This is a genomic window from Amycolatopsis sp. N2S4-7, assembly GCF_058119595.1.
Genome location: NZ_CP172299.1, coordinates 3,760,453 through 3,785,306, shown reverse-complemented (window position 1 = coordinate 3,785,306; position 24,854 = coordinate 3,760,453). Strand labels below are relative to the sequence as shown.

32 protein-coding genes and 1 pseudogene are annotated in these 24,854 nt (G+C 71.2%); 14 read left to right on the top strand and 19 right to left on the bottom strand.

The genetic code is table 11. The features are described 5' to 3' along the window. Positions 1–94 precede the first annotated feature (94 nt). Complete coding sequence (locus tag ACH54P_RS17615) at positions 95–2,290, bottom strand: MMPL family transporter (protein ID WP_489914048.1); 2,196 nt, start codon at positions 2,288–2,290, stop codon at positions 95–97. A gap of 204 nt (positions 2,291–2,494) precedes the next feature. Here ACH54P_RS17615 and ACH54P_RS17610 point away from each other — a divergent pair, with 204 nt between their 5' ends. After that, positions 2,495–3,088: a TetR/AcrR family transcriptional regulator gene (locus tag ACH54P_RS17610; RefSeq protein WP_489914046.1), complete on the top strand. Its 594-nt coding sequence runs from the start codon at positions 2,495–2,497 to the stop codon at positions 3,086–3,088. Between the two features lie 441 nt (positions 3,089–3,529). Here ACH54P_RS17610 and ACH54P_RS17605 read toward each other — a convergent pair. Together ACH54P_RS17605 and soxR are read right to left on the bottom strand one after the other, a co-directional pair. Then, a pseudogene (locus tag ACH54P_RS17605) lies at positions 3,530–3,980 on the bottom strand (RNA 2'-phosphotransferase). A gap of 33 nt (positions 3,981–4,013) precedes the next feature. Beyond that, positions 4,014–4,475: a redox-sensitive transcriptional activator SoxR gene (gene soxR, locus ACH54P_RS17600; protein ID WP_285454240.1), complete on the bottom strand. Its 462-nt coding sequence runs from the start codon at positions 4,473–4,475 to the stop codon at positions 4,014–4,016. Between the two features lie 52 nt (positions 4,476–4,527). Here soxR and ACH54P_RS17595 point away from each other — a divergent pair, with 52 nt between their 5' ends. From ACH54P_RS17595 to ACH54P_RS17585, 3 genes are read left to right on the top strand one after another with little or no spacing between them, the layout of a single operon-like run. Next, on the top strand, positions 4,528–5,220 hold the full coding sequence (locus ACH54P_RS17595; protein WP_489914044.1) for a thiamine pyrophosphate-dependent enzyme: 693 nt from the start codon (positions 4,528–4,530) through the stop codon (positions 5,218–5,220). 4 nt (positions 5,221–5,224) lie between these two features. Further along, complete coding sequence (locus tag ACH54P_RS17590) at positions 5,225–6,118, top strand: transketolase family protein (protein WP_489914042.1); 894 nt, start codon at positions 5,225–5,227, stop codon at positions 6,116–6,118. Positions 6,119–6,155: 37 nt separating this feature from the next. Next, positions 6,156–6,584: an NUDIX hydrolase gene (locus ACH54P_RS17585; RefSeq protein WP_489914040.1), complete on the top strand. Its 429-nt coding sequence runs from the start codon at positions 6,156–6,158 to the stop codon at positions 6,582–6,584. Here ACH54P_RS17585 and ACH54P_RS17580 read toward each other — a convergent pair. The 3 genes from ACH54P_RS17580 to ACH54P_RS17570 are packed head-to-tail and all read right to left on the bottom strand — an operon-like array spanning position 6,570 to position 8,547. Further along, on the bottom strand, positions 6,570–7,112 hold the full coding sequence (locus tag ACH54P_RS17580) for an NIPSNAP family protein (RefSeq protein ID WP_489914038.1): 543 nt from the start codon (positions 7,110–7,112) through the stop codon (positions 6,570–6,572). The genes ACH54P_RS17585 and ACH54P_RS17580 overlap by 15 nt on opposite strands. A 37-nt stretch (positions 7,113–7,149) precedes the next feature. After that, positions 7,150–8,322 (bottom strand): acyl-CoA dehydrogenase family protein, encoded by a 1,173-nt coding sequence (locus ACH54P_RS17575; protein ID WP_489914036.1) that lies wholly within the window; start codon positions 8,320–8,322, stop codon positions 7,150–7,152. 48 nt (positions 8,323–8,370) lie between these two features. Continuing rightward, a complete protein-coding gene (locus ACH54P_RS17570; RefSeq protein WP_489914034.1) occupies positions 8,371–8,547 on the bottom strand; it encodes a hypothetical protein in 177 nt (58 codons plus the stop codon). 237 nt (positions 8,548–8,784) lie between these two features. Here ACH54P_RS17570 and hisH point away from each other — a divergent pair, with 237 nt between their 5' ends. From hisH to ACH54P_RS17555, 3 genes are all read left to right on the top strand, one after another. After that, positions 8,785–9,402: an imidazole glycerol phosphate synthase subunit HisH gene (gene hisH / locus ACH54P_RS17565; RefSeq protein WP_489916482.1), complete on the top strand. Its 618-nt coding sequence runs from the start codon at positions 8,785–8,787 to the stop codon at positions 9,400–9,402. 36 nt (positions 9,403–9,438) lie between these two features. Beyond that, positions 9,439–10,176: a bifunctional 1-(5-phosphoribosyl)-5-((5-phosphoribosylamino)methylideneamino)imidazole-4-carboxamide isomerase/phosphoribosylanthranilate isomerase PriA gene (gene priA / locus ACH54P_RS17560; RefSeq protein ID WP_489914032.1), complete on the top strand. Its 738-nt coding sequence runs from the start codon at positions 9,439–9,441 to the stop codon at positions 10,174–10,176. Between the two features lie 329 nt (positions 10,177–10,505). Further along, on the top strand, positions 10,506–10,847 hold the full coding sequence (locus tag ACH54P_RS17555; RefSeq protein WP_489914030.1) for a DUF1330 domain-containing protein: 342 nt from the start codon (positions 10,506–10,508) through the stop codon (positions 10,845–10,847). Here the strand turns inward: ACH54P_RS17555 and ACH54P_RS17550 are convergent. Beyond that, complete coding sequence (locus tag ACH54P_RS17550) at positions 10,844–11,284, bottom strand: MarR family winged helix-turn-helix transcriptional regulator (RefSeq protein ID WP_489914028.1); 441 nt, start codon at positions 11,282–11,284, stop codon at positions 10,844–10,846. The two genes, ACH54P_RS17555 and ACH54P_RS17550, sit on opposite strands and share 4 nt — an antisense overlap. An 86-nt stretch (positions 11,285–11,370) precedes the next feature. Between ACH54P_RS17550 and ACH54P_RS17545 the strand changes: the two genes are divergently transcribed. Continuing rightward, positions 11,371–11,769: a nuclear transport factor 2 family protein gene (locus ACH54P_RS17545; RefSeq protein WP_489914026.1), complete on the top strand. Its 399-nt coding sequence runs from the start codon at positions 11,371–11,373 to the stop codon at positions 11,767–11,769. Positions 11,770–11,773: 4 nt separating this feature from the next. On the opposite strand, the gene ACH54P_RS17540 is transcribed toward ACH54P_RS17545, so the two are convergent. Further along, on the bottom strand, positions 11,774–12,163 hold the full coding sequence (locus ACH54P_RS17540; RefSeq protein WP_489914024.1) for a VOC family protein: 390 nt from the start codon (positions 12,161–12,163) through the stop codon (positions 11,774–11,776). A 71-nt stretch (positions 12,164–12,234) separates the two neighbouring features. Between ACH54P_RS17540 and ACH54P_RS17535 the strand changes: the two genes are divergently transcribed. Beyond that, positions 12,235–12,711, top strand: coding sequence for a GNAT family N-acetyltransferase (locus ACH54P_RS17535; RefSeq protein WP_489914022.1), 477 nt, complete (start codon positions 12,235–12,237; stop codon positions 12,709–12,711). On the opposite strand, the gene ACH54P_RS17530 is transcribed toward ACH54P_RS17535, so the two are convergent. Genes ACH54P_RS17530 through ACH54P_RS17520 form a run of 3 tightly spaced genes read right to left on the bottom strand, consistent with a single transcriptional unit; the run spans position 12,695 to position 14,539 of the window. Further along, on the bottom strand, positions 12,695–13,081 hold the full coding sequence (locus ACH54P_RS17530) for a PPOX class F420-dependent oxidoreductase (RefSeq protein ID WP_489914020.1): 387 nt from the start codon (positions 13,079–13,081) through the stop codon (positions 12,695–12,697). The genes ACH54P_RS17535 and ACH54P_RS17530 overlap by 17 nt on opposite strands. Positions 13,082–13,094: 13 nt before the next feature. Then, positions 13,095–13,829 carry an ABC transporter permease gene (locus ACH54P_RS17525; RefSeq protein ID WP_489914018.1) on the bottom strand — a complete coding sequence of 245 codons (735 nt, stop codon included), beginning with the start codon at positions 13,827–13,829 and terminating at the stop codon, positions 13,095–13,097. Beyond that, positions 13,826–14,539, bottom strand: a complete 714-nt coding sequence (locus ACH54P_RS17520; RefSeq protein WP_489914016.1) for an ABC transporter ATP-binding protein — start codon at positions 14,537–14,539, stop codon at positions 13,826–13,828. The genes ACH54P_RS17525 and ACH54P_RS17520 overlap by 4 nt, the downstream gene beginning before the upstream one ends. 197 nt (positions 14,540–14,736) lie before the next feature. On the opposite strand from ACH54P_RS17520, the gene ACH54P_RS17515 reads away from it, so the two are divergent. Continuing rightward, a complete protein-coding gene (locus ACH54P_RS17515; protein WP_489914014.1) occupies positions 14,737–15,684 on the top strand; it encodes a hypothetical protein in 948 nt (315 codons plus the stop codon). Here ACH54P_RS17515 and ACH54P_RS17510 read toward each other — a convergent pair. From ACH54P_RS17510 to ACH54P_RS17480, 7 genes are all read right to left on the bottom strand, one after another. Continuing rightward, a complete protein-coding gene (locus ACH54P_RS17510) occupies positions 15,674–16,651 on the bottom strand; it encodes a hypothetical protein (RefSeq protein WP_489914012.1) in 978 nt (325 codons plus the stop codon). The genes ACH54P_RS17515 and ACH54P_RS17510 overlap by 11 nt on opposite strands. Further along, entirely contained in the window at positions 16,648–17,145 is a 498-nt protein-coding gene (locus ACH54P_RS17505; RefSeq protein ID WP_489914010.1) for a SigE family RNA polymerase sigma factor, read from the bottom strand. The genes ACH54P_RS17510 and ACH54P_RS17505 overlap by 4 nt, the downstream gene beginning before the upstream one ends. Before the next feature lie 404 nt (positions 17,146–17,549). Beyond that, positions 17,550–19,046 carry a right-handed parallel beta-helix repeat-containing protein gene (locus tag ACH54P_RS17500; protein ID WP_489914008.1) on the bottom strand — a complete coding sequence of 499 codons (1,497 nt, stop codon included), beginning with the start codon at positions 19,044–19,046 and terminating at the stop codon, positions 17,550–17,552. Positions 19,047–19,208: 162 nt separating this feature from the next. Then, on the bottom strand, positions 19,209–20,381 hold the full coding sequence (locus tag ACH54P_RS17495) for a phytase (protein ID WP_489914006.1): 1,173 nt from the start codon (positions 20,379–20,381) through the stop codon (positions 19,209–19,211). 51 nt (positions 20,382–20,432) lie between these two features. After that, positions 20,433–21,038, bottom strand: a complete 606-nt coding sequence (locus ACH54P_RS17490; protein ID WP_489914004.1) for a DUF3558 domain-containing protein — start codon at positions 21,036–21,038, stop codon at positions 20,433–20,435. Beyond that, a complete protein-coding gene (locus ACH54P_RS17485) occupies positions 21,038–21,457 on the bottom strand; it encodes a hypothetical protein (RefSeq protein WP_489914002.1) in 420 nt (139 codons plus the stop codon). The genes ACH54P_RS17490 and ACH54P_RS17485 overlap by 1 nt, the downstream gene beginning before the upstream one ends. A 133-nt stretch (positions 21,458–21,590) precedes the next feature. Continuing rightward, a complete protein-coding gene (locus ACH54P_RS17480) occupies positions 21,591–22,178 on the bottom strand; it encodes a TetR/AcrR family transcriptional regulator (RefSeq protein ID WP_489914000.1) in 588 nt (195 codons plus the stop codon). Positions 22,179–22,216: 38 nt separating this feature from the next. Between ACH54P_RS17480 and hisF the strand changes: the two genes are divergently transcribed. From hisF to ACH54P_RS17460, 4 genes are read left to right on the top strand one after another with little or no spacing between them, the layout of a single operon-like run. Further along, positions 22,217–22,990 carry an imidazole glycerol phosphate synthase subunit HisF gene (gene hisF / locus ACH54P_RS17475; RefSeq protein WP_489913998.1) on the top strand — a complete coding sequence of 258 codons (774 nt, stop codon included), beginning with the start codon at positions 22,217–22,219 and terminating at the stop codon, positions 22,988–22,990. Beyond that, the gene (locus ACH54P_RS17470; RefSeq protein ID WP_489913996.1) at positions 22,987–23,364 is read left to right on the top strand and encodes a hypothetical protein; all 378 of its coding nucleotides are present in this window, start codon (positions 22,987–22,989) and stop codon (positions 23,362–23,364) included. The genes hisF and ACH54P_RS17470 overlap by 4 nt, the downstream gene beginning before the upstream one ends. Then, entirely contained in the window at positions 23,361–23,723 is a 363-nt protein-coding gene (gene hisI, locus ACH54P_RS17465) for a phosphoribosyl-AMP cyclohydrolase (RefSeq protein ID WP_489913994.1), read from the top strand. The genes ACH54P_RS17470 and hisI overlap by 4 nt, the downstream gene beginning before the upstream one ends. Then, positions 23,720–24,082: a DUF1304 domain-containing protein gene (locus ACH54P_RS17460; RefSeq protein WP_489913992.1), complete on the top strand. Its 363-nt coding sequence runs from the start codon at positions 23,720–23,722 to the stop codon at positions 24,080–24,082. The genes hisI and ACH54P_RS17460 overlap by 4 nt, the downstream gene beginning before the upstream one ends. A 68-nt stretch (positions 24,083–24,150) precedes the next feature. On the opposite strand, the gene ACH54P_RS17455 is transcribed toward ACH54P_RS17460, so the two are convergent. Next, positions 24,151–24,765: a TetR/AcrR family transcriptional regulator gene (locus ACH54P_RS17455; protein ID WP_489913990.1), complete on the bottom strand. Its 615-nt coding sequence runs from the start codon at positions 24,763–24,765 to the stop codon at positions 24,151–24,153. Positions 24,766–24,854 lie beyond the last annotated feature (89 nt).

The following is a 24,854-nucleotide window of genomic DNA, read 5'->3' as shown; positions in this document are numbered from 1 at the left end:
GCCCAGTTTATCGGGGCCGCCCCACAAAAAGCCCGGAAAGCGGCCCGCGGCGCCCGGTTGTCCACAACCCGGGCGGGCTGTGGACAACCGGATCTCAGCGGCTCGCGCCGACCAGTTCGCGGCCGTCGTCGCCAGGGGCGTCGTCCAGCTGCTTCGTCAGCTTCTCGCCCTCCACGTCGACGTCCGGCAGGATGCGGTCCAGCCACTTCGGCAGCCACCACGCCCCGCGGCCCAGGAGGGACATCACCGCCGGGACCAGCGTCATGCGGACCACGAACGCGTCCACCAGCACGCCGAACGCCAACGCGAACCCGATCGACTGGATCAGCGACGACTCCGCGAGGATGAAGCCGGCGAACACGCTGATCATGATCAGCGCCGCCGCGACCACGACCCGCGCGCCGTGCCGGAAGCCGGTCACCATCGCCTCCTGCGGCTCCGCGCCGTGCACGTGCTCCTCGCGCATCCGCGTCACCAGGAACACCTGGTAGTCCATCGCCAGCCCGAACAGCACGCCGATCAGCAGGATCGGCAGCATGCTCATGATCGGCCCCGTCGATTCGACGCCGAGCAGACCGGTCAGCCAGCCCCACTGGAACACCGCGACCACGGCCCCGAACGTCGCCGCGACCGAGCCGAGGAAACCGATCGTCGCCTTCAGCGGCACCACCACCGAGCGGAACACCAGCATCAGCAGCACGAACGCCAGCCCGACGATCAGCCCGAGGTACGGCAGCATCGCGTCCGACAGCTTCTCGGAGACGTCGATGTTCGCCGCGGTCTGCCCGGTGACGGCCAGCTTCGCGCCGGTCGCGTTCTCCAGCACCCCGGATTCGGTGCGGATCGCGGCCACCAGGTCCTCGGTCTGGCTGCTGCTCGGGCCGCTCTTCGGGATCACCGAGAGCAACGCCGTGTCACCGTTCTGGTTGACCTTCGGCGGCGTGACGGCGGCGACGTCGGGCAGCTTCGCGATGCCGGACGCGGCCTGGTCGAGCGCGACCTGCCGGTTGGTGCTCGCGCCTGTGTCGACGACGACCAGCAGCGGCCCGTTCGCGCCCTCGCCGAAGCTCCGGCTGACGATCTCGTACGCCTTGTGCTGCGTCGACTCCGGCGCGGCGGTGCTGTCGTTGGGCAGGCCGAGCTGCATGCCCAGCGCGGGCAGCGCGACGACGGCCATCCCGGCCAGCGCGGCGAGCAGCACCGGGAGCCGGTGGCGGGCGACGAACCGCGCCCAGCGCTCGCCGTGCGTCCGCTCGATCGGCTTGCGCCGCAGCCGGATGCGGCCGCCGGCGACGCGGCGGCCGGCGAAGCCGAGCATCGCGGGCAGCAGCGTCAGGGCGATGAGCACGGCGATCGCGACGGTCACCGCCGCGGCGACGCCCATCTGGCCGAGGAACGGGATGCCGATGATGGTGAGGCCGGCCAGCGCGATGATGACGGTGAGCCCGGCGAACACGACGGCCGAGCCGGCGGTGCCCGCCGCGCGTCCGGCGGCTTCCTCGGGTTCCCGGCCGATGCTCAGTTCGTGGCGATAACGCGACACGATGAACAGCGCGTAGTCGATGCCGACGGCGAGACCGATCATCAGCGCCAGGATCGGCGTGTTCGAGTTCAGCTCGAGGAACCCGGAGGCGAGCATGATGCCCGCCATCCCGGTGCCGACGCCGATCAGAGCCGTGAGCAGCGGGATCCCGGCCGCCAGCAGCGAGCCGAACGTGATGATCAGCACGACGGCGGCGACCGCGACGCCCAGGCCCTCGGTGGCACCGGTCGCGGGCACGCCCTGCACGGCGTCGCCGCCGAACTCGACGGTGAACCCCGCCTGGCGGCCGGCGTTCGCGGTGTCCAGCAGCGCCTGACGGTCCTCGTCCGTGAGCTCGTACGCCTTCGCTCCGTAACTGACCTGGGCGAGCGCGACGCGCTGATCGGGTGAGATCGACCGCGCCTGGAACGGGTCGACCACGACGGCAACCTTCGGCGCCGTCTTGAGCTGCGCGACCAGGGACTCGACGGCGGCCTTGCCCTTGGCGTCGGTCACCGTGGTCCCGGCCGGCGCCTCGATCACGACGCGCGCGGTGGCGCCACCGGCGTTGGCCTGCGGAAACTTCTCGGTCAGCTGGTCGACTGCCCGCTGCGACTCGGTGCCGGGGATCGTCACCGAGTTCGACAGCTGGCCCGACAGCGTCAACGCGCCCAGCCCGAGCGCCACGAGGACGGCCGCCCAGACGGCCGCGACCAGCGCTCTCCGCCGGAAGGACAACCGGCCGAGCCGGTACAGGAAGGTCGCCACGAGTCAGCTCCGTTTCGCCCGAACGGGGTTCGGTTCACTCCATCAAGTGAGCCCCACGCTAGCCGATCGGCAAGGACGTTCCAAGCCGATCGGCAAGGATGTGACTTGCCGAACAGCTAGGTTTATCCCTGCCGATCGGCTAGTGCGCGGTTTGCCGATCGACAGGCGGTGACGTACGCTCCGACGGCTCGCTGAGGAGGAAGAATGACCGCCGGCCCGGCCGAGGACACCCGGACCCGACTGCTGCAGACCGCGCTGCGGCTGTTCACCGAACACGGGGTCGAGGGCACGTCGCTGCAGATGATCGCCGACGCGCTGGGAGTCACGAAGGCCGCCGTCTACTACCACTTCAAGACGAAGGCGGAGATCACCGAAGCGGTGGCCGAGCCCGGCGTCCGCGATCTGGACGAACTGGTCCGGCGCGCCGCCGCGCAGAAGCGCCGGGGCGCGCAGGTGGACCTGCTGCTGGAGGGCTTCGTCGACCTGGTGATCCGGCACCGCACGCTGGTGGCGCTGTTCTCGAGCGACCCGGGCATCGCTCGCGCGATCGAGAAGTCCGCGCACGGCGGCATGGAGGGCTTCGGCCAGGCGCTGCTCGGAATCCTGTCGGGCCCCGACCCGGACACGACGGCCCGCGTCAACGCCCTGGTCACCCTCACCGGCATCGCGATGGCGGGCGGCTCCCCGGACCTGGCCCGCCTCGACGACGAAGAACTCCGCACGGAACTGCTCGACGTGGGCCGCCGCCTGCTGGGCCGCCCCCGCCGCCGAGGCCTGACCACGGTCTCGACCCTCTAAACACGCGCGATGCCTCCCCAGTCACGCGTGATGCCCCGCTGATCACGCGTGATGCCTGCCCAGACACGCGAGATGCCTCTTCGATCACGCGAGATCGCGCCTGATCACGTGATTTTCGCCCGCAGTTACGCGAGTTCCGGCCCTGATCACGCGAGTCGCGTGTACCTGCACGGTCGGCTCGCGTCTCCTGGGCGGTCGGTTCGCGTGCCGGAAGGGTCGGTTCGCGCGGTTGGAGCAAGGGGCCCGCGTGGTTCGAGCCGGGCCTCGGGTGATTGGCGCCGGAACTCGCGTGATCAGAGGCCGGACTCGCGCGATCGGGGCTGGGCCGCGCGTGATGGGGGACGGGTCTCACGTGAGCGGAGGCGCGACTCGCGTGATTGGAGCCGGGACTCGCGTGATTGGGCGGGCATCTCGCGTGATTGGGCGGGAATCGGGTGGTGGTTAGGGGAGGGGGTGGAGGTAGGGCGGGGGGACTGAGGCTGTCAGCCAGACTCCGTTGGCGCTCACCTGGAACGCGTGGCCCGCGGCGGCCATGGCGGCCGCGTCGACCTTCGCGGAGGATCGGGCCGAGGAACTTCGCCACCGTGCCGTGGTAGAGGACGTCCGGTGGGGTCGCGTCCGGCAGGCCGAGCTCGACCGCGACGCTGTGCCCCTGGCTCGCCCGGATGCGCGTGCCGGTTTCGTCGAAGGCGAAGCGGCGCTTGTTGTTCGTCTCGACGACCTCGTCGAGCTCCTCACGGGTGACCGCGAACCCGTGCGCGCGCAACGCGCCGAGGAGGGTGGTGACCTCCACCCAGCCACCGGGGGCGAGGGTGAGGCCGATCGCGGCCGGATCGTGGCGCAGGTGCCGCGCCAGCCGCTTCGAGATGCGGATCGTTTCCTTTTCGTTCATTGCTTTCCCAGCATCCCGCCGCGGGCAAGCGAATTAAATGCCGCCCTCGACCGCGGGACGCAGTTTGCTGGCCCCCGGCCCGAAGCGCGCCAGTTCGTCGTCGCTGTTGTAGAGCGCGCAGCTGCGCAGCGACAGGCACCCGCAGCCGACGCAGCCGGTGAGCCGGTCGCGAAGTCGTTGCAGGGCGTCGATCCGCGCGTCGAGCTCGTGCTGCCAGTCGCGGGACAGCCGAGCCCAGTCGGCCTTCGTCGGGGCGTGGTCCTCGGGCAGCGTCGCCAGGGCCGAGCTGATGTCCTCCAGGGAGAGCCCGACCCGTTGCGCGGCACGGATGAACGCGATCCGCCGCAGCACCGAGCGCGGGTAGCGGCGCTGGTTGCCCGCCGAACGCTCCGAGCTGATCAGCCCCTTCTCCTCGTAGAACCGCAGTGCCGTGTGCGGAACCCCGCTGCGTTCCGCCACCTGTCCGATGCTGAGATGTTCAGCGAGCCTGGTCACCTGGTCAGGCTATCCTTGACTTCGAGTTTAGTCGAGGTTGCATGGTCGTGGCATGACCACTGCGACCCATCCAGGCTACGCCGAGCTGCCCCGGCTGATCTCGCTGATGACCGGCGACGACAAGCACCGCGCCGCCGCCGAGTCCACTGTGGACGTGCTGTGGGTGCTCTACGACCGCGTGCTCGACATCGCGCCCGAAAACTTCCGCGAGCCCGCCCGCGACCGCTTCCTGCTGTCCAAAGGGCACGGTCCGATGGCGTACTACGCCGTGCTGACCGCGAAAGGCTTCCTCGACGAAGCCGAACTGCCGACGTGGTCCGACCCGGTGTCGCGACTCGGCCACCACCCCGATCGGCGCCGGATCCCCGGCGTCGAGATCTCCAGCGGGTCCCTCGGCCACGGCCTGCCGATCGCCCTCGGCACCGCGCTCGGCCTGCGAGCCCGCGGCCTGAACCGGCCGAAGGTCGTGACACTCGTCGGCGACGCCGAACTCGACGAAGGCTCCAACCACGAGGCGATCGTCGTCGCGGCGCGGCTCGGTCTCGACAACCTCACCACGGTGGTGATCGACAACCAGTCGTCGACGCGCGGCTGGCCGGGCGGGATCGCCCGCCGCTTCGACGTCGAAGGCTGGGAGACGCGCACGGTGTCCGGCCGCGACCACGACGCGCTGTACGACGCCTTCACCACCGCCCACCCCGGCCGGCCGCTCGCGGTGGTCGCCGTCGTCGAACCGAAGGGCTGAGCCGATGCTCTCGATGCGGGAAACGTTCCTGGCCACCACCGAACAGATCCTCGACGCCGACCCGGACGTCGCGATCGTCCTGGCCGACATCTCGGCCGCGCAGCTGGCCGGCGCCGCGCGACGGCACCCGGACCGGGTGATCAACGTCGGCATCCGGGAACAGCTGCTGGTCAGCACCGGCGCCGGGCTGGCGCTCGCGGGCCTGCGCCCGATCGTGCACACCTTCCCTTCCTTCCTGGTGGAGCGCGGTTTCGAGCAGATCAAGCTGGACTTCTCGCACCAGGACGTCGGTGGTGTCCTGGTGTCGTACGGCGCTTCGTACGACATGTCGACGGCGGGACGCACGCACCAGTCCCCGGGCGACGTCGCGCTGATCGACTCGCTGCCCGGCTGGACGGTCCACGTGCCGGGCCACCCGGCCGAGGCCCGCCGGCTGCTGCTCGAGTCGATCCCGGGGGACGGCCGCGTCTACCTGCGCCTTTCGGCCCAGGAGAACGCGGAGCCGCACCTGGGCGTGGGCTTCACGCGGCTGCGCGCCGGCTCCCGCGGAGTGGTCGTGGCCGTGGGCCCGGTGCTGGACCGCGTGCTGCGCGCGACGGCCGGAGCGGACGTCACGGTGCTGTACGCCTCGACGATCCGCCCCTTCGACGCCGCCGGTCTGCGCGCGGCGGTGCTCGACGCCTCCGCCGACGTCGTGCTCGTGGAGCCGTACCTGGCGGGGACATCGGCGCACTGGGTGGCCGAGGCCCTGGGCGACGTGCCGCACCGGGTGAAGTCGCTGGGCGTCCGCCGGGACGTGGAGATCCGGACCTACGGGGGCATCGCGGACCACGACCTGGCCCACGGGCTGGACGCGGGGTCTTTGCGCATGTCGATCATGGAGTTCCTCGGGAAGTAGAGCCGGAAAGCCGCCGTGGACCGCTAGCGTGGCCGGTATGGGATCCAGCATCCGGCCGATCGCGCTCGGCCTGATCCGGCGTGGCGACGCACTGCTCGTCTTCGAGGGCCAGGACGACGTCAAGGGCGAGACCTACTACCGGCCGCTCGGGGGTGGGGTCGAGTTCGGCGAACACAGCGAGGATGCCCTCAAGCGGGAGTTCCGCGAAGAGCTCGACGCCGGCATCGTCGTCAAGCGGCTCGTGGGCGTGCTCGAAAACGTCTTCACCTGGCGGGGCAGGCCCGGGCACGAGATCGCCTTCCTCTACGACGCCGAATTCACCGATCCCGCGTGCTACCGGCGCGACGAGATGAAGATCCTCGACGATCCCGCCACCGCGCGCTGGGTCGACGTCGAAGACTTCCTGGACGGCAGCAAGATCCTCTACCCGCGCGGGCTCGTCGAACTCCTTTCACCGGATCAGTGATCGCGAAGTCGGCTCCAGCTGCCGGGACCCGGCCGAGGGCGAACGGCTGAACCACACCGAGAACGGGCCGTCGGTGCGCACCGGCAACCGCGGGAACGTGTTCTCCGACGGCTCGGTCTCGAACGCCGCGAACGCGGACTCCGGTGGCGACGCCGGCGGGCCGATCGTCACGTGCACGCCCGATCCCGGTGGTGGCGCCGCGAGACCGCGCCGGACCGGGCGCAGCAGCAGGACGTCGTCCGAGTCGGCCATCGTCGCGTTCGCCGCCTCGCGGTGCGCCTGCCAGACCGGGCCGAAGTAGAACTCCTCCAGCGCCGCCTTCCGCGCCTCCATCGAGCGGAAACCCCGCAGCCACACGAACTTGTCCGGCGACGCGCGCTCGCGGAAGAGCCCGAACAGGTGCGCGCCCGCGGCTTCTTGAGGCTCGACGAACTCGCGCTCGAACAGCTCGATCAGCTCGTCACGCCGGCCGGGGTGCAGGGTGTAGCGCCGCAGTTCCACCACGGCTTCGAAATCGGTGAAGGTCATGCCCCGGAAGCTACCGGCCACCACCGACAAAAAACGCTCAGCGGAACGCGGCCAGCCCCGTAACGGCCTGGCCGAGCGACAGCGCGTGCATCTCCTCGGTGCCTTCGTACGTCAGCACCGTCTCGAGGTTCGCCATGTGCCGCATCACCGGGTACTCCAGGGAAATCCCGTTCGCGCCGAGCATCGACCGCGCGGTCCGGGCCACCTCGATGGCCGACCGCACGTTCGCCATCTTCCCGAAGCTGACGTGGTTGTGATGCAGCTGCCCGGCGTCCTTGAGCCGCCCGATCTGCAGCGCCACCAGCCCGGCGCGGTTCACCTCGACGACCAGGTCGGCGAGCTTGCGCTGCGTCAGCTGGAACCCGGCCAGCGGCTTGCCGAACTGCGACCGCGAAAGGGTGTACTCCAACGCCGATTCGTAGCACGCGCGCGCCGCGCCGACGACGCCGAAGAGGATGCCGTAGCGCGCTTCGTTCAGGCAGGACAGCGGCCCGCGCAGCCCGCGGACCTCGGGGAACGCCGCCGACTCCGGCAGCCGGACGCCGTCCAGCACCAGTTCCGCGGTCAGCGACGCGCGCAGCGACAGCTTGTGCTTGACCTCGTTGGCCGTGAAGCCCGGCGTCGACGTCGGGACGACGAAGCCGCGGATCCCGTCGTCGGTCTGCGCCCAGACGACCGCGACGTCGGCGACGGTTCCGTTGGTGATCCACATCTTCGTGCCCGAGAGCACCCAGTCGGACCCGTCGCGCACCGCGCGTGTCCGCATCGAGCCCGGGTCGCTGCCCGCGTCCGGCTCGGTCAGCCCGAAGCAGCCCAGCGCGTCGCCGGTGGCCATCCGCGGCAGCCACTCCTGACGGTGTTCCTCGCTGCCCCACTTGTGGATCGCGTACATCGCCAGCGACCCCTGCACCGACACGAAGCTCCGCAGCCCCGAGTCGACGGCCTCGAGCTCGCGGCACGCGATGCCGTACGCGACCGCGCTGGTGCCGGCGCAGCCGTAGCCCTCCAGGTGCATGCCGAGCAGACCCAGCGAGCCGAACTCCTTCGCCAGCTCGGCGGCGGGGAGCGCGCCCGTTTCGTACCAGTCGGCGACCCGGTCCAGCAGGTTGTCCTTCGCGTACGCCCGGACGGCGTCGCGGATCGCGCGTTCCTCCTCGGCGAGCCCGGCGTCGAGGTCGAGGAAGTCGTGCGGATCAGGGGTGCGGCTCATGAGGGCTCCCGGGGGACGCGTCGGTGCGGCCCCCGCAGGAAACCACAGTCAGCCGTCTGTTCCCCGAGTGGCGTTCGTCACGCGGACGACAGAACCGGACGACGAGCACCGCGAGCGAACCTGCTGACGGGGGATCAGCAGCTCGCTGAACTGCGGGAACGGCACGCTGTCGATGTCTTCACGCCAGGCTTGCAGCATCTGGGACAGCAGATCGTCCTCGGCCATCTTCGCCTCCCTGGCGTCCGGTCGCGCGGGGTCAACCCACACGATCGGGTGACGTGATACCCGGGGATCGGGACGCCTAAACGCGCCTTCCCGAGATTCTTTCCGAACGTCACCCTTATGTCGCAGGATCGCCGGGTCACGGCCCTGGCCGCCACTCCCGGGAAGCGCACCACGTGACGGACGTCTATTCGGTCGAGGCCCGCCGAGCCGGGCGGCTACGCTGGGTGCGTGTCTCGTGTGGTGATTCTCGACTACGGTTCCGGCAACCTCCGCTCCGCCGAACGCGCCGTGGCGCGCGCCGGGGCCGACGTCGAGGTCACCGCCGACCCGCATGCCGCGATCGAGGCCGACGGCCTGGTCGTGCCCGGCGTCGGCGCCTACTCGGCGTGCATGGCGGGGCTCCTGGAGGTCAAGGGCCACCGGATCATCGGCAAGCGCCTCGCCGGCGGCCGCCCGGTGCTCGGCATCTGCGTCGGCATGCAGATCCTGTTCTCCCGCGGCGTCGAACACGGCGAGGAGACCGACGGCACGGGGGAGTGGCCCGGCGTCGTCGACCGGCTCACCGCCGACGTCCTGCCGCACATGGGCTGGAACACCGTGCGCGCGCCGGCGGACTCGCAGCTCTTCGCGGGCCTCGACCCCGACGAGCGGTTCTACTTCGTGCACTCCTACGCCGCGCGCAAGTGGGAGCTCGACGGCCTGGCCGGCCAGGAGCCGAAGGTCACCTGGGCGCACCACGGCGAGGACTTCGTCGCCGCGGTGGAGAACGGGCCCCTGTGGGCCACGCAGTTCCACCCCGAGAAGTCGGGCGACGCCGGGGCGCGGCTGCTGCGCAACTGGCTCGCGACCCTCTGACCGGGTGACCGGGGCCGCCGCCTTAGAGTGAGTGGCGTGACTTTCACGCTCCTTCCCGCCGTTGATGTGGCCGATGGCCAGGCCGTGCGACTCGTCCAGGGCGAGGCCGGCACCGAGACCTCCTATGGCAGCCCGCTGGAGGCGGCGTTCGCCTGGCAGCGCGACGGCGCCGAGTGGATCCACCTCGTCGACCTCGACGCCGCCTTCGGCAAGGGCAGCAACCGCGAGCTGCTCGCCGAGGTCGTCGGCAAGCTCGACGTCCAGGTCGAGCTGTCGGGCGGCATCCGCGACGACGCGTCGCTGGAGGCCGCGCTGGCCACCGGCGCCCGCCGGGTCAACCTCGGCACCGCGGCGCTCGAGGACCCGGAATGGACCGCCCGGGTCATCGGCGAGTACGGCGACCGCGTCGCGATCGGCCTGGACGTCCGCATCACCGAGGCCGGCCACCGGCTCTCGGCCCGCGGCTGGACCTCCGACGGGGGCGACCTGTGGGAGGTCCTGGAGCGGCTCGACCGCGACGGCGCGTCCCGCTACGTCGTCACCGACGTCAGCAAGGACGGCACGCTGCGCGGCCCGAACCTCGACCTGCTCCGCGACGTCGTCGCCCGCACCGACGCGCCGGTGATCGCCTCCGGCGGGGTGTCCAGTGTGGACGACCTCGTCGCGCTGGCGGGCCTGGCGTCCGACGGCGTCGAGGGCTCCATCGTCGGCAAGGCGCTCTACGCCGGGGCCTTCACGCTGCCCGAGGCCCTCGCCGCGGTCGCGAAGGTCTAGCCGAGCAGCGACACCGCGAGCCGGTCTTCGCGGCGGGCCACGGCCGTCACCGAGTAGCCCGCCGCGGCGAACGCCCGGCCGATGCCTGCGCTCGCCCCCGTCACCAGCGCCTTCACCGCTCGCCCTTCGGCTTCGTCTCCGGCGCGAAGGCGAACGAGACGCGCTCCAGCGCTCGCCGTCCCGGACCAGCGGGTACGGCCGCACCTTGGACAGCGGCTGGTCAGGACCGCCGTGTCCGTCCGGCGGTACCTGGACGCCTTACCTCCGGGGTAATCGACGTCGCGCGCCGCCCGCGTCAGGATTCCTTTCGGGACGACGAAAGGACCACCATGACCGCCTACGGACTCGCCCACCTGCGGCCGCCCGCCGTGCTGGCCGAAGAGGTTTTCCAGTACCTCGAACGCATCCAGGCCACGCTCGACCCCTACGGCGGCAGGTTCGTCGTGCACGGCGCGCCGGTCGAGGTGATGGAAGGCGAGTGGCCGGGCTCGCTCGTCGTCATCGAGTTCCCCAGCCTCGCCGCGGCGCACGAGTGGTACGACTCGCCCGCGTACCGGGCGATCCTGCCCCTGCGCGCGGACCACATCCCGGGTGATCTGGTCCTCGTCGACGGCTGCGGCCCCGATCACGACTCCGCCGCGATGGCGGCGGCGCTGCGGGCGGCGGTCTAGCGGGCGGAGTGGTGTGCGAGCAGCCGGGCGAGCAGGTGGGTCAACGTCTCCCGGTCCGCGGCCGGCAGCGGGGCCAGCAGGTCGTCCTGCACCTCGTCCAGCGCTCGCTCCAGGCGTCGCAGGTGCCGGTCGCCGGCCTGGGTGAGGGTGACGAGGTTGCGCCTGCGGTCGTCCGGATCCGGGGTCCGCTCGACGAAACCCGGCTCGGCCAGCTCGTTGATCGCCGCCACGACGTCGCTGCGGTCCATGGCGCACCGGCGGCCGAGCTCGGCCTGGCTGGCCACGCCGAACTCGGCCAGCGCGGCCAGGATGCGGTAGTGGTACCCGCGCGCCCCGGCCTCGCGGAAGCGGTCGGCCGCCAGCCGGTGGGCGTGCACCGCGAGCTGGGTGAGCAGCCAGCTCGGCTTCGCGGCCAGGCGCGCGGGGGTCTCTTCCACGACGGCACCCTACATCGTTGGCGTCGCCAACGAAAATCGGTATGGTTGGTGGCGCCAATGTTGGACTCGCCTATGAAAGAGGCGTCATGACCACCGACCGCATCGAGATCGCCGACCTGTTCAGCCGCCTCGCGCGGCTGCTCGACGAGAAGCGGTGGGAGGACGCGGACACCGTCTTCACCGGGGACGTCGCGGTGCACTCGCCCCGCAACGGCGAACTCCGCGGCCTCGACGAGCTCGTCGCCTTCATGCGGCAGGCCGAGGTCGCGGGGGAGCACACCCAGCACCTGCACACCGACCTGCTGGCGGACGTCGACGGCGACGAGGCGGCCGTTTCGGCGAACTCGCTCGTGTTCTTCTACCGCGACGGCGAAGCGCCCCACCGGACCAGCGGCCTGCGCCTGGACTGCACCGTGGTCCGGACGCCGTCGGGCTGGCGGCTGCGCGAGTCGCGGACCACGCTCGCCTGGATGCGCGAGAACTGACCCGCTAGTGGTGGCAGACGGCTTCCAGCATGATCCCGGACGGGTCGAGCCAGAACGCCGCGTAGTACGGCTGGGGGTACTCGGGGAAGACCCGCGGCGCGTGGACGACCTCGCTGCCGAGCGCGACGGCTTCGGCGTGCACCGCCCGGACGTCGGCGGGAGTGCGGACCATGAACGCGAGGTGCTGCAGCCCGGCGCGGTGCCGCGAGTACCCGCCGGGCTCCCGCGCGGGGTAGACGAACAGGTAGGTCCCGGGTTTGCCGCCGGCGGGACGGTAGGCGAACTGGTTGTCGGCGGAAAGGAATTCGTCGAACCCGAGCAAGGGCATGATCCGGTCGTAGTACGCCTTGGCCGCGCGGAGGTCGGGCACGTTGATCCCGAGATGACCCAGCATTCCGCCATTCTGCCCGACAAAGGGCCGAAAAGCGGCTGACAGCGGCACCCGGGGCCCGTAGGTTGCCGCGGGTGGAGGAGATCGTCACCGAACTCGAAATGACCGCCGCGGATCAGCTCAACCCCGCGCCCGTCGTCGACGGCGTCACGCTGCAGGCCACCGAGCCGGGGCCGCACATCCGGGATCTGCACGTCCGGATCGGAACGCCCTACGCCTGGCCGAGCGTCACCCGGAGCGAAGAAGCGTGGGAAACCTGGCTCGCCGAACCGGATCGGCGGTACCGGCTCATCGAATACCGCGGCGAGGTCGCCGGCGCCGCCGATTTCGAACCCCGGGAAAACGGCGACGTCGAAATCACCACCTTCGGCCTGCTGCCGGAATTCGTCGGCAAAGGACTCGGCGGGTGCGCGCTCACCCTCGTCGTCGCCGACGCCTGGACGCTGCCCGGCACCCGCCGCGTCTGGCTGCACACCTCGACGCTCGACCACCCGAACGCCCTGCCGAACTACCTGCGGCGCGGCTTCCGCAGCTTCACCCGTCCAGTTTGACGGCGATCCCGACCGTCCGGTCCGCCGGACCGCGCAGCTTCGAGAAGAACATCGTGACGCGCCCGACGACGCCGTACTTGCGGGCGATCGCCTTCCGGACCCGCTCGGTGCCCTCGGCGTCCAGCAGCCGGGCCTGTCCGGCGACGACGGCGCCGTGCGTCTTCTGCCCGCGCAGGTCGCACGCCTGGACCTCCACCCGGCCGCCGTTGCGGATGCGCTTGACCTTCCCGGCCTTCCGCTCCGACCACAGCACGAGCTCGTCCCCGTCGCCTGCCACCCAGATCGGGGTCGGCACGGCCCGGCCGTCACGCCGGAACGTGGTCAGGACGACGTAGCGCTCGGCGGCGAGCCGGTCCGTTTCGGATGCCATTTGCCCACCGTAGTCAGGGCGTCCGCCGCCGCAGCGTCGCCGCGCCGAGCACCAGCGCCAGCAGCGCGCAGCAGGCGACGACCACGAGGTTCCGCAGCGTCACGGCGTCGACCGTCGACGACGCCGTGACGCGGTTCAGGGCCTCGACCGCGTACGACAGCGGCATCACATCGGACAGCCACCGCAGCAGCCAGCCCATGTCCTCGCGCGGCACGAAGAGCCCGCACAGCAGGATCTGCGGCAGCACGAACACCGGCATGAACTGGATGGCCTGGAACTCGGTGCGCGCGAACGCGCTGACGAACAGGCCGAGGGCCATGCCCAGCAGCGCGTCGAGGACCGCGATCAGCAGCAGCATCACGACCGACCCGGCCAGGTCGAGGCCGAGCCACCACAGCGACACGCCCGCGGCGAGCGCCACCTGGACGACGGCGATCGCGCCGAACGCCAGCGCGTAGCCGAAGAGCAGGTCGAGCCGTCCGATGGGGAGCGTCATCAGGCGTTCGAGGGTGGCCGTGGTCCGTTCCCGCAACGTCGTGATCGACGCGATGAGGAACATGATCAGGAACGGGAACACGCCGAGCAGCGCGGGCGCGACGTGGCTGAACACGCGCGCCGAGTTGAAGACGTACCGCAGCAGGATCATCAGCAGCGTCGGCACCAGGACCAGCATCACGACGGTGCGCGGGTCGTGCCGCAGCTGCGTCAGGATGCGCCGGGTCGTGGCGAGCGTCAGCGCGGGGTTCACGACGCGGCCCTCACGAGGTGCAGGAAGGCGCCTTCGAGGTCGGCGGCGCCGGTGCGTTCGCGCAGGGCGAGGGGTGCGTCGTCGGCCAGGAGGACGCCTTCGCGCATCAGCAGGAGGCGGTCGCAGCGCGCCGCTTCGTCCATGACGTGGCTGGACACCAGCAGCGTGGCACCGTCGTCGGCGAGCCGGCGGAACAGCGCCCACAGCTCGTCGCGCAGCACCGGGTCGAGCCCGACGGTCGGCTCGTCGAGCACCAGCAGCTCCGGCTTCCCCAGCAGCGCGACGGCGAGGTTCGCGCGGTTGTGCTGCCCGCCGGACAGCGACCCGACCAGTTTCCCGGCGTGGTCGGTCAGCCCGACCTCGGCGATCACCCGGTCCACATCGGACGCCGGGGCGCGCAGCACCGCGGCGAAGTACCGCAGCGCCTCCCGGACGGTGAGGTCGGCGTAGATCGCCGGGTTCTGCGTCGCGTAGCCGATCCGGCGCCGCAGCGGCGGGCTGCCGGCGGGCAGGCCCAGCACGGTGACCGTGCCGCCCTCGACGATCTGCACGCCGACGATCGCGCGCATCAGCGTCGTCTTGCCGCAGCCGCTCGGGCCGAGCAGCCCGGTGACGGCGCCGCGCGGCACCTCGAAGCCGACGTCCCGCACCACGAGCCGGCCGCCGCGCCGGACCCGCAGCCCGGTGACCGCCAGCGCAGAATTAGTCATGTGTTTAATTCTGCGCGTGGTGAGTTCTGCCGTCAAGGCCCGGTTCATCCGGCGGCACCGGCTCCGCCGATCGGGCTCGTGATTTCCGCATAGGCCGTCAGAACACGCGAAACCCACTCTGGCGGCCGAAGCGTTTCGACACTCGTGTCTGAAACGCTTCCCGCACTGGGGTTTTCCCGTGATCGAAGGGAACGTCGATGGCCGTCAAACACGAAGTACCGGTTCATCCGCAAGCGGGTTTCTTCGGCACGGGGCCGTATCCCGTGCGCCGCGCCGCGATCGCCGTCGCCGCGATCCTCGCCGGGTTCGCGCTGACCGCGATCTGGTCGGCGCCCTTCGTCGACTCCGTGATCGGCGACAGCGTCGCGAACGGGCTCCTCGGCTACGACGCCAAGGCCACCCCGATCAGCGGGGTCCTCGCCGGGACGCTGTTCGCGTTCGTCTCCGGGCTCGCGGGCTCGTTCACCGCCTGCAACATCGCCGCCTTCGGCGCGGTCGCCCCGCTCGTCGGCGCGGAGGCGGGGGAGAAACGGCGCTTCGCGACCACGCTCAAGCCGCTCGGCTGGATCTCCGCGGGCATGGTGACCGTGTCGGTCGTCTACGGCGTCATCGTCGCGCTCGTCGGCACCCGGATGCCGCAGTTCTCCACCGCGAAGACGTCCGGGTTGTCCGCACGCAGCGTCCAGTCGATGGTCGCGTTCGGCGTCGTCGGCCTGGTCTTCCTGTTGATGGGCCTGATCGCGCTCGGCATCCTCCGCAACCCGTTCGCCGGGTTCACCCGGCGGCACCCGGCCGCGCCGCACGTCCTGATGGGCGCGCTCATCGGCGGGTTCCTCATCGGACGGCCGTACCCGCTGTTCCGGATCATGTTCCGCAGCGCGGCGGAGCAGCACAACGTCCTCTACGGCGCCGCCGCGTTCGCGCTGCAGTCGGTCGGCAACATCGTCGTCATGGCGGTGCTGTTCCTGATCCTCACGCACGCCACGGGCGGACGCGTGCAGCGCTGGCTGGCCGCGAGGCCGGCCCGGATCGCGACCGTCACCGGCGTGGCGCTGCTCGTCGGCGGCACGTTCACGCTGCTGTACTGGGACGTCCGCGTGCTCGGCCGGCTCGGGATCATCTGGTTCCCGATGATTAGCTGGTAGCCCGGCCGAGCCAGCCGTAGTCGGGCGAGGGGTCGAGCTGGGCGCCGTTCGCGACGGCGAGCAGCTCGGCCTCCGGCCGTGCGCCCGACACCGTCAGCCAGCGCCCCGACGGCAGCCGGACCGCGACCATCGCCTTCCGGCCGTGCTCCGGCGCCACGAAGAAGCCGTCGCCGCCGCGGACGGTCACCGGGGCGGCGCCGTCCACGCCGGGGGACCTCGCCTCGACGGCGGCCCGGACCAGGGGAATCGACGGCCGCGCCGGGTCGGCCGCGGTCAGCTCGGTGCTCGCGTCGCCGGGGCCGCTGCCCTTGACCGCGGCCGAATGTTCGGTCAGCCCCGGCGGCAGCGTGCCGAACCGCAGCTCACCGCGGACGACGACCGGTTCGGCGGCGACGGCGTCGGCGACCCGCTGGGCGACCGCGCGGGCGTCCGGGACGCTCACCACGTCCGCGGTCAGCACGTGCTGGTCGTCGGCCAGCCAGGTGAGCTGCGCCGCGTCGCCGGAGCCCTTGACCATGGCGACCCGGCCGTGCACCAGGACCTGGTCCCGGATCGACGCGATCTTCAGCGCGGCCTGCGACCACTCGGGGTCGGCGGTGGAGTACGTCGTCAGCGTGATCGAGGCCGGGCCGGCGAACCACCGCCGGACCTGCGGGGTGATGCCGGGCCCGCCTTCGCGGTACTGCTCGGTGAAGCCGTCCGGCAGCCACCCCGGGCCGTAGGCGAGCACCGGGCGGCCCGCGGCCGGTGCCGGGTCCGGCCTGGTCAGCAGCTGCGTACCCGCGACGACGCCGACGACCAGCGCGACGACGGCGGCGGCCACCAGCGCGAGCCGGGCGGGTGCCCGCCGCCGGCGTCCGGCGCGGGCGAGCGCGTCGCGGACCGCGTTGCCGTCGGGGGCGCGGGCGGCGAGGCGGTCCAGGCTCTCCCGGATGAGCGTCTCGGTCTCGTGCTCGCTGCGGGTCATTCTCCAGCTCCGGTGGTGATGGCCGCGGGGCGCGGGGCTTGGCGCAGGGTCGCCAGGGCGCGCGAGATCTGGCTGCGCACGGTGGAGACGCCGCACCGCAGGATCGCGGCGATCTCGGCGTCGGAGTAGTTCTCGTAGTACCGCAGCACGACCGCGGCGCGCTGCTTGCGGGGCAGCGTGGCGAGCAGGCCGAGCATCGCGTCCCGCTCGTCGTAGGCGGCCGACGGGTCGGCCGACGGCGGGCTCAGCGCGTCGAGGACGTCGTGGCTGCTCGGCACCATGCGCCGCACCGCGCGCCGCCGCCAGGACAGGTACTCGTTGGTGACCATCCGCCGCACGTACGTCGGCGGGGCGTCGATGCCGTCCCAGCGCTGCTGGGCGCGCAGCAGCACGTCCTGGACGATGTCCTGCGCCAGGTGGGGGTCGTTCGTCAGGACGGTGGCGTAGCGGAGCAGCCCGTCCAGCCGCTCCGCCACGAACTCTTCGAAGCCCACGCACGTCCCTTCGCCCGCCTTGTCACCCCTATGGACGCATAGGCGGGGCGGGGTGCTGCATGGGGGCGGAAGTTTTTCGGGGCGAGTTCACCGGGCCGGCCCAGTTCGCCGGGCCGGTGGTTACCCCGAGTCCGGCTTCGGGGTCTTTGCCAGGCCTCCATGCCCCCTCAGGGGGACACCCGGTAGGTGACCGGCGGCTCCGGTGCGTTCCCGGGCGCGGGCGGGCCGTCCGGGCGGTCCGGAAATCTGTCGGGGTGGGGTGCTTCTCTGGGACCAGGCGGACGGACCGACCGGATGGAGGAGACATGACCAGGGGAATGGCGACGGCTTGCCGGGCCGTCGCCGCGGTGCTCGTGGCGGTCGTGGCCCGGGGTTTCGTGCGCCGGCTCGCGGGCCGAGCGTCCTCAGCAGTAGGGCGTCACGCCGTCGAAGGAGGCGCAGTCGTCCTGGTTCCACGGCTCGTTCTGCCACTGGTCCGGGGTGAGGGTGCGGGAGTTGTCGCCGGCGACGAACGTCCACGGGCCGATGTAGTCGTTGCTGTACCAGTAGTTGTCCTGGTCGTGGGCGATCGCCTGCTGCACGAGCGTGCCCCGGTAGGGGGACCACGCCGGGTAGGTGCCGTAGTTCGACAGCACGGCCATCCGGCCGCACAGGCCGGCGCAGCCGGGCCGGGCGGGGTCGAAGCTGAAGGTGTTCGAGTGGATCTCGACCCGCTGCGTCTTCCAGCGGCAGTCGTCGTACAGCGGTTCCGACTCGATGCCCGGCGACGCGCACTGGGTCCGGTCGGTGACCAGCTTGGTGCAGCTCGCGGTGGACGTGTTCGCCGGGCTGTTGCAGAAGCGGTCGGCGTTCTCCCACAGCGTGATGGCGGACCAGTTGTCCTCGAAGTCGTTGCCGTAGATGTCGAGGACGTCGGTGCGGGCCGGGACGCGCGGTTCGCCGCCGGACTCGGACAGGTACACCGCCGCGGAGGGGAAGTTGTCGCCGCGGGCCGCACGCCGGCTCCCGGCCACGACGTTGTTGCGGCGGATGGCGTTGTGCCGGATGACGACGTTGTAGCTGATCTCGTAGAAGATCGCTTCCGCGTCATTGTCCTCGATGACGTTGTCTTCGATCAGGAAATCGTTGTCGTTGGTGTCGGCCCACAGGCCCGCGCCGTGGTTGTGGTGGATCCAGTTGCCCCGGACGTCGGCGCCGTTCACCGCCCAGAACTTGATTCCGCCGCTGCACCCGCAGCCGGGGCTGCGCGTTTCCCAATCGTCGACGTTGTTGCCCGAGATTTCGTTGCCCTCGACGAGCAGCCCGGTGATCGCGTTGTCGGGGCGGTAGGCGTTCATCCCGTACTGCCCGTTGCCGCGCAGGCAGTTGGCCCGCACCTCCTGGCGGACACCGGCCATCAGCGCGGCGCCGCTGTTGTTCTGGATGGTGCTGTTTTCGATCACCCAGTGCTCGCCGGAGTCGTGGTTGACCACGCCCTGGTCCTGGGGGGCGACGAAGTTCTGGATGGTGAGCCCGCGGATGACGACGTCCTTGGCCTGCTGGGTGAACGCGGCCCGGTTGATCCCGCGGCCGTCGAGCACGGCACCGGGGGCGCCGAGGTAGACGTCGCCGTCCTTCGGGATCACCTGCCCGTATTGGTCGGCGGCGAGCCGGTGCGTGCCGGGTGGCAGCCAGAAGGTGGTTCCCGGCGGCGCGGACAGCGTTTTCACGCTGAGGTCGCCGTCGACGGCGGGGTCGACGACCACGGCGCCGGCCGGCGCCTGGGCGTTCAGGGCGGGCTGGCGGTCGCACACCGCACCCGTTCCGTCGCCGGCCGCCGCGGCGGGCGCGGCGGCCGGGAAAACGGGAGTGACCAAGGCGGCCAGGAGCAGGACGACAAGCGCGGAATGGGGGCGCGGCATCCCGTGAACCTACGCGAGATCGATCGCGAGGACACCGCCATAAGTGGAGTCTTCGTGTTTCGGGATGATTTCGGCCGGTTGTCCATTCAGGTGCCGCTTATCGGTAAAGAATCACCGGATCCACGGCCGGACAAATGCCGGACAATGGGGGCGGATATCGGCCTACCGCGGGATGACGTCTTCCAGCCGGACGAACGCGAAGCCCGTCGTCGCGAGGTCGCCGGCCGCCGGGCGGCGCTCGCCGTCGTGGACCACCAGCAGGCCGTGCGGGAACTCGCGGCCCAGGTAGGCCGTGCTGATCGCCGAGCCGTCGGAGTGCTCGACCGAGTCGGTGCCGCGGCCGGCCACGATCCGGAGGTCCCGGGTGTGCCTGCCGTAGACGACGAACCGGGAGTCGCCCTGGCTGGAGGCGAAGAGGGTGCCGTCCGCCACGGCGAGTCCCTCCGCGTCCGCGGTGAGCCACCGGCCGCCGAAGCCGGGGTCGGCGCCGTCGGGCACGCACTCCTCGGTCGCGGCGTCCCAGCGCTGCGGGACGCCGTACGAGCGCACGCGGTCGACGAGCTCGGGCCGTCCGAAGCCGGCCGGCGTCAGCGGGATCCGCCAGATCCCGACGTCCTCCTGGGCGGTGTAGAGCACGCGGCCGTCGATGACCGAGCCTTCCAGCTGCGGTCCTTCGCCGGGCTCCTCGCACGGCGCCCACGTGGTGCCGTCCGGCAGCCGGAACTCCGACGGCAGGTCCACCGTCGAGATCCGGGCGGTGCCGACCGTGCCGCCCGGCTGGTCGACCAGCCGCAGCAGTGCCACGCGCGTCTCGTGCCGCCGGGTCACCGTCACCCACCGGACACCGGTGCGCGGATCGCGTCCCGCGGCCAGGCCGTACGCGGTCCGCTGATCGTCCACTTCGGACTCCGACGCGGAGAACACCGGCGCCGCGGCGGGGTCGGTGACGTCGCGCAGCACGTGCGCGCCCGCCGCCGAGCCCGCCGGATCGATCCGGTACACCCGGACCCGGTCGCGGCCCCGATCGCTGACGACGGCCAGATCGCCGACGACGTCGACGTTGTTGAACCGGCCTCCCGGCCCGGCCGCGACGAGCTGAAGGGTCCGCGCGCGCAGATCGAAGGCGGCCAGGCCGCCCTCCTTCAGCGTGCCGAGCACGACACTGCGCGAAGGATCGCCGGGATGGACCCAGATGGCGGGGTCATCGGCATCGGCGGGCTCGGCGAAGGCCTGGGTCTGCGCAACGGGCGAAGGATCACGCGGCGCGGCGGAGGCGGGAAAGGCGGTCAGCAGCAAGACGGCGGCCACGGCCGCCGGGAGGAGGAGTCTGCGCACGGGCGCAAACTAGACGAATCGGGTGGCCGGGACGTGAACGAGCTGTGTACCTCAGCCCTTGAGCGAGGTGACGACCTTCCCGGCCACAGTCCGAGCAACCTGACAGGGATCGGTCTTGCCGATCTTCGCCTGGGACTGGAACACCGTGATATCGACGGTGGACCGGTCGCTGGTACCCAGGGCCAAGGAACAGGTCCCGCTCGAGCGGCGGTCCGAAGTGCCGTAGGCGACGACGGGGTAACCGCCGACCGGTTCCAGGGGCGTGAAGAACTTGTAGGCCTTGCCTTGTTCCCGGTAGACGCTGGTGAGCCCGAGATCGTCGAACGTCGCGAAGGTGAGGTGCACGCTCGCCCGCGACGCGTCGAGCGGAGCCCAGCCACACGTCGGACCGGCGGGTGCCTGGAGGTCGGGCCGGGGTTCGACGGCGTGCCCGAAGATCTCGGTCACCTGGGGTTCGGTCAAGGCGGAGCACGGCTCGGACTTGAACCGGCCCGTATCGAGCGGGACGTCGACCTTGGGAACACCGGGACCCGGGACCTCCTCACCGGGGGCGGACGAGCTGGGTTCGCTCGCGGGCAGCGCGGTGCCGGACGTCTCCGGCGAACACGCGGCGAGCGCGATCAGCCCGGCGCAGGGGAGGAGAAGAACGCGGCGCACTAGATGATGCCTTTCGGGGAGTCGCCGATCTCGGTGGCGTGGGTGTCCTCGGCGGTCGCGTACTTGCCCAGCGCGACAACGAACCTATCGGCCATCGCAGCGCAGTAGTCCGCTCGCCGCTGCAAGGTCTCCGTCAGGGCGCGCCCGGAAGCCCGGACCCGTTCCGCGTGGCCTTCGCTGGCGTACTCGAGACCGGGACCTTGGGCCCTGGCGAGCTGTTCCGCCTGGTGGATGTCCGCCTGGAAGTCGAACGCGAGCTGCCGCCATTCATTGACGAGGCTGTGCAGGGTCTCCTCGTCATATTCGAACCCGGCTTCGCCTACGTCCGCTTGACGGCCGTACGACCCGGCGTCCGAGCACACCGGTCGGAGCGGTGCACGGCGTGTGTTCGGGTCGTAGGCCGGCGGCCCCTCAGCCACTGCTGGTCACCATCGAAGTAGTCATGGCAGCCTCCCCGGGTGTGCAGAGTGTCTCCTCTTTGGCACTCTGCGTATCCGACGGATCGGACCTTACCAGGGTTCCCCTGGGCCGGATCTCCGAAGAACTCCCAGCTCACAGGCCTGGCGCCGAAGGGTCGAGATAGTACTGCGCCACCGGCGCCAGCAGAGCCACGATCTCCTCGTCATCCGCGTCCGCCAGCGGAGGCAGCTTGATCACGTACCGCAGCAGTGCCACCCCCATCATCTGCGCCGCGATGCCCGTCACCCGGATCCGGGGCACGTCCAAAGCGCGGGCCACCTCGGCCAGCACCGTGCGCTCGATGAACTGGCGCATCATCAGCGCCACCTGCTCGTTCGTCGCCGCGGCGCGGAGCATCGCGATGAACGGGGTGCGGCCCTCCGGGGAGGCCCAGACCGTCAGGAACGCCCGCACCAGGCGTTCCCCCAGGCCCGCGCGCGGCCCGGCCAAGATCGCCGGGACCAGGGAGGCCGGGTTCACCGGGAGGTTCATCGCCGCCGCGAAGAGGGCCTGTTTGCTGCCGAAGAAGTGGTGCAGGAGGGCCGCGTTCACGCCCGCGTCGGCGGCGATCCCGCGGACCGTCGCGCCGTCGTACCCCAGCTCGGCGAAGCGGTGCCGCGCCGCGTCGAGGATCTTCTCGCGCGTCTCGGTCTGCCCCGGCCGCCGTCCCGCCCGTGCCATTGCCCGAGCTTAGAACGCCCTTGACTACGCTGGTGGCCATGTCTGTCGCGGTGCGGGTGATCCCCTGTCTCGACGTCGACGCGGGCCGGGTCGTGAAGGGTGTCAACTTCGCCGGCCTCCGCGACGCCGGCGACCCGGTCGAGCTGGCCCGGCGTTACGACGCCGAAGGGGCCGACGAGCTGACGTTCCTCGACGTCACGGCCTCCTCCGGCGACCGCGAGACCACCTACGACGTCGTCCGCCGCACCGCCGAGCAGGTCTTCATCCCGCTCACCGTCGGGGGCGGCGTCCGCAGCAACGACGACGTCAACCGGCTGCTGCGCACCGGCGCCGACAAGGTCAGCATCAACACCGCCGCCATCGCGCGGCCGGAGTTCCTCCACGAAGCCTCGAGGCGGTTCGGCGCCCAGTGCATCGTCCTGTCGGTCGACGCGCGCCGCGTTCCCGAGGGCGGCGAACCGACCGCGTCCGGCTTCGAGGTCACCACCCACGGCGGCCGCCGCGGCACCGGCATCGACGCCGTCGAGTGGGCCGCGCGCGGCGAGGAGCTCGGCGTCGGCGAGATCCTGCTGAACTCCATGGACGCCGACGGCACCAAGAACGGTTTCGACCTCGAGCTCATCGAGCTGGTCCGCAAGGCCGTGCGCGTCCCGGTGATCGCGAGCGGAGGAGCGGGTGCGGTCGAGCACTTCCTGCCCGCCGTGAAGACGGGCGCCGACGCCGTGCTCGCCGCCAGCGTGTTCCACTTCGGACAGCTGAAGATCGGCGACGTCAAGAACGCGCTGCGCGACGGCGGGGTCGAGGTCCGATGAAGTCCTGGCAGGCCCCCGTCGAGGTCAAGGTCACCGCCGGCCTGCTGGTCGGGCTGCCCATCGCCTGGGCGCTGCTCGACCTCGTCCCGGTGCTGGGCGCCGGGTCGAGCCTGGTGATCTACCGGATGCCCGCGCTGGCCCTGATCCTCGGCGGCGTCGTGACGACCGGCCTCGTGCTCAAGCTCGGCAGCGCCCGCATCGGCGGCCTGGTCGTCACCGTGGTGTTCGCGCTGCTGCACGCGTTCCTGCTGCTCGGCGCGGCGCTCTGGTGGAACAAGCTGTTCTCCGGCCTGTCCTTCGCGGGCTACGGCTACGCGTTCGTCCTGTTGAACTCGATGCCGCTCAAGCGGCACATCCTGGGAGTGCGAGCATGACCCTCGACGCGGCCGTCTCGGCGCGCCTCAAGCGCAACGCCGACGGCCTGATCGCCGCGGTCGTCCTCGAGCACGCCACTTCGGACGTGCTGATGATGGCGTGGATGAACGACGACGCCCTCGCCGCCACCCTCGCCACCCGCCGCGGCACGTACTGGTCGCGCAGCCGCCGGAAGCTGTGGGTCAAGGGCGAGACGTCCGGCCACTACCAGCACGTCCGCGAAGTGCGGATCGACTGCGACGGCGATACGGTCCTGCTGCGCGTCGACCAGACCGGCCCCGCCTGTCACACCGGCACGCACACCTGTTTCGACACCGAGGAGCGCCTGCTCCTGGCCGACGAGAAAGAGCACGCGTGACAATCGTCGCCGACGTCCTGGTCGGGCTGGTCGCCCTGATCCACGTCTACATCGTCGTCCTGGAAATGGTCCTCTGGACGACGCCCCGGGCTCGCGCGGCCTTCGGCACCACCAAGGAGTTCGCGGAGGAGAGCAAGACCCTCGCCGCGAACCAGGGACTGTACAACGGCTTCCTGGCGCTCGCGCTCGTGTGGGGGATCATCGCCGGCGACCCGACGGGCTTCCAGCTGAAGCTCTACGGCCTCGTCTGCGTGATCGTCGCCGGGCTGTACGGCGCCGCGACGGCCAGCAAGCGGATCCTCTTCGTGCAGGTGCTGCCGGGCGCGCTGGCGCTGATCGCGCTGCTGCTCGCCCGCTGACCCCGAGCGCCGCGGCCGGGCCCGGCTCCGACGGGGCTGTCGCGCACCACGCAAGCGAAGACCGGCTGTCAGCCGATGTCGCCGGTGATGTAGCGCTGGACGTTCGGGGCCACCGCGGCCACCAGCGTCTCGATGTCCGCCTCGGCCATCGGCTCGAACCTCGCCACGTACCGGATCATGCCCATGCCCACCAGCTGGGACGCGCAGAGCGTCGTCCGCAGGGGGATCTGGTCGGAGCCGACCGAGGCGAGCAGGTGGGTGAAGAAACTCCGGAAGAAGTCGCGCAGCGCGTGGCCGGCCTGCTCGTGGCCGGCGATGCTGCGGATGAGCGCCACGAAGACCCCGCCGCCCGCGCTGTCCCAGCGGGTGAGGAACGTGCGGACGATCCGTTCGCCGAACTCCTCGTCCGGGCCGTCGCGGAGGGTTTCCACCAGCTCCAGGGGGTCGAACGGCAGCTGGAGCACCGCCTTCGCGAACAGACCCTCCTTGCCGCCGAACCAGTGGTTGACCATCGCCGCGTCGACGCCGGCGCGGGTGGCGATCGCGCGCACGGTCGCCCCGTCGTAGCCGGTCTCGGCGAACACGGCCCGCGCGGCTTCGATCAGCGCCGTGCGCGTGTCCTGGCCGGCGGGCCGCCGCCCCCGCCGGCGGCCGGTACTCTCGGTGCTGCCTGTGGTGCTCACGCCTCCATCATGACTCAGGCGTCCCCTTAATTCAACACTCATTGAATTAAGGACCCCGCGCGGCCGCACCCGGCCGGGGCGGCACAATG

Bases quoted from the DNA above. Each gene is read 5' to 3' on its own strand.
- hisI (WP_489913994.1), top strand. From the start codon at position 23,361: ATGACCCTCGACGCGGCCGTCTCGGCGCGCCTCAAGCGCAACGCCGAC.
- ACH54P_RS17570 (WP_489914034.1), bottom strand. From the start codon at position 8,547: ATGGCCGAGGACGATCTGCTGTCCCAGATGCTGCAAGCCTGGCGTGAA.
- ACH54P_RS17555 (WP_489914030.1), top strand. From the start codon at position 10,506: ATGACCGCCTACGGACTCGCCCACCTGCGGCCGCCCGCCGTGCTGGCC.
- hisF (WP_489913998.1), top strand. From the start codon at position 22,217: ATGTCTGTCGCGGTGCGGGTGATCCCCTGTCTCGACGTCGACGCGGGC.
- ACH54P_RS17500 (WP_489914008.1), bottom strand. From the start codon at position 19,046: ATGCCGCGCCCCCATTCCGCGCTTGTCGTCCTGCTCCTGGCCGCCTTG.
- ACH54P_RS17480 (WP_489914000.1), bottom strand. From the start codon at position 22,178: ATGGCACGGGCGGGACGGCGGCCGGGGCAGACCGAGACGCGCGAGAAG.
- ACH54P_RS17515 (WP_489914014.1), top strand. From the start codon at position 14,737: ATGGCCGTCAAACACGAAGTACCGGTTCATCCGCAAGCGGGTTTCTTC.
- ACH54P_RS17470 (WP_489913996.1), top strand. From the start codon at position 22,987: ATGAAGTCCTGGCAGGCCCCCGTCGAGGTCAAGGTCACCGCCGGCCTG.
- ACH54P_RS17530 (WP_489914020.1), bottom strand. From the start codon at position 13,081: ATGGCATCCGAAACGGACCGGCTCGCCGCCGAGCGCTACGTCGTCCTG.
- ACH54P_RS17585 (WP_489914040.1), top strand. From the start codon at position 6,156: ATGGGATCCAGCATCCGGCCGATCGCGCTCGGCCTGATCCGGCGTGGC.
- ACH54P_RS17610 (WP_489914046.1), top strand. From the start codon at position 2,495: ATGACCGCCGGCCCGGCCGAGGACACCCGGACCCGACTGCTGCAGACC.
- ACH54P_RS17575 (WP_489914036.1), bottom strand. From the start codon at position 8,322: ATGAGCCGCACCCCTGATCCGCACGACTTCCTCGACCTCGACGCCGGG.
- ACH54P_RS17595 (WP_489914044.1), top strand. From the start codon at position 4,528: ATGACCACTGCGACCCATCCAGGCTACGCCGAGCTGCCCCGGCTGATC.
- ACH54P_RS17590 (WP_489914042.1), top strand. From the start codon at position 5,225: ATGCTCTCGATGCGGGAAACGTTCCTGGCCACCACCGAACAGATCCTC.
- ACH54P_RS17540 (WP_489914024.1), bottom strand. From the start codon at position 12,163: ATGCTGGGTCATCTCGGGATCAACGTGCCCGACCTCCGCGCGGCCAAG.
- ACH54P_RS17545 (WP_489914026.1), top strand. From the start codon at position 11,371: ATGACCACCGACCGCATCGAGATCGCCGACCTGTTCAGCCGCCTCGCG.
- ACH54P_RS17510 (WP_489914012.1), bottom strand. From the start codon at position 16,651: ATGACCCGCAGCGAGCACGAGACCGAGACGCTCATCCGGGAGAGCCTG.
- ACH54P_RS17520 (WP_489914016.1), bottom strand. From the start codon at position 14,539: ATGACTAATTCTGCGCTGGCGGTCACCGGGCTGCGGGTCCGGCGCGGC.
- ACH54P_RS17580 (WP_489914038.1), bottom strand. From the start codon at position 7,112: ATGACCTTCACCGATTTCGAAGCCGTGGTGGAACTGCGGCGCTACACC.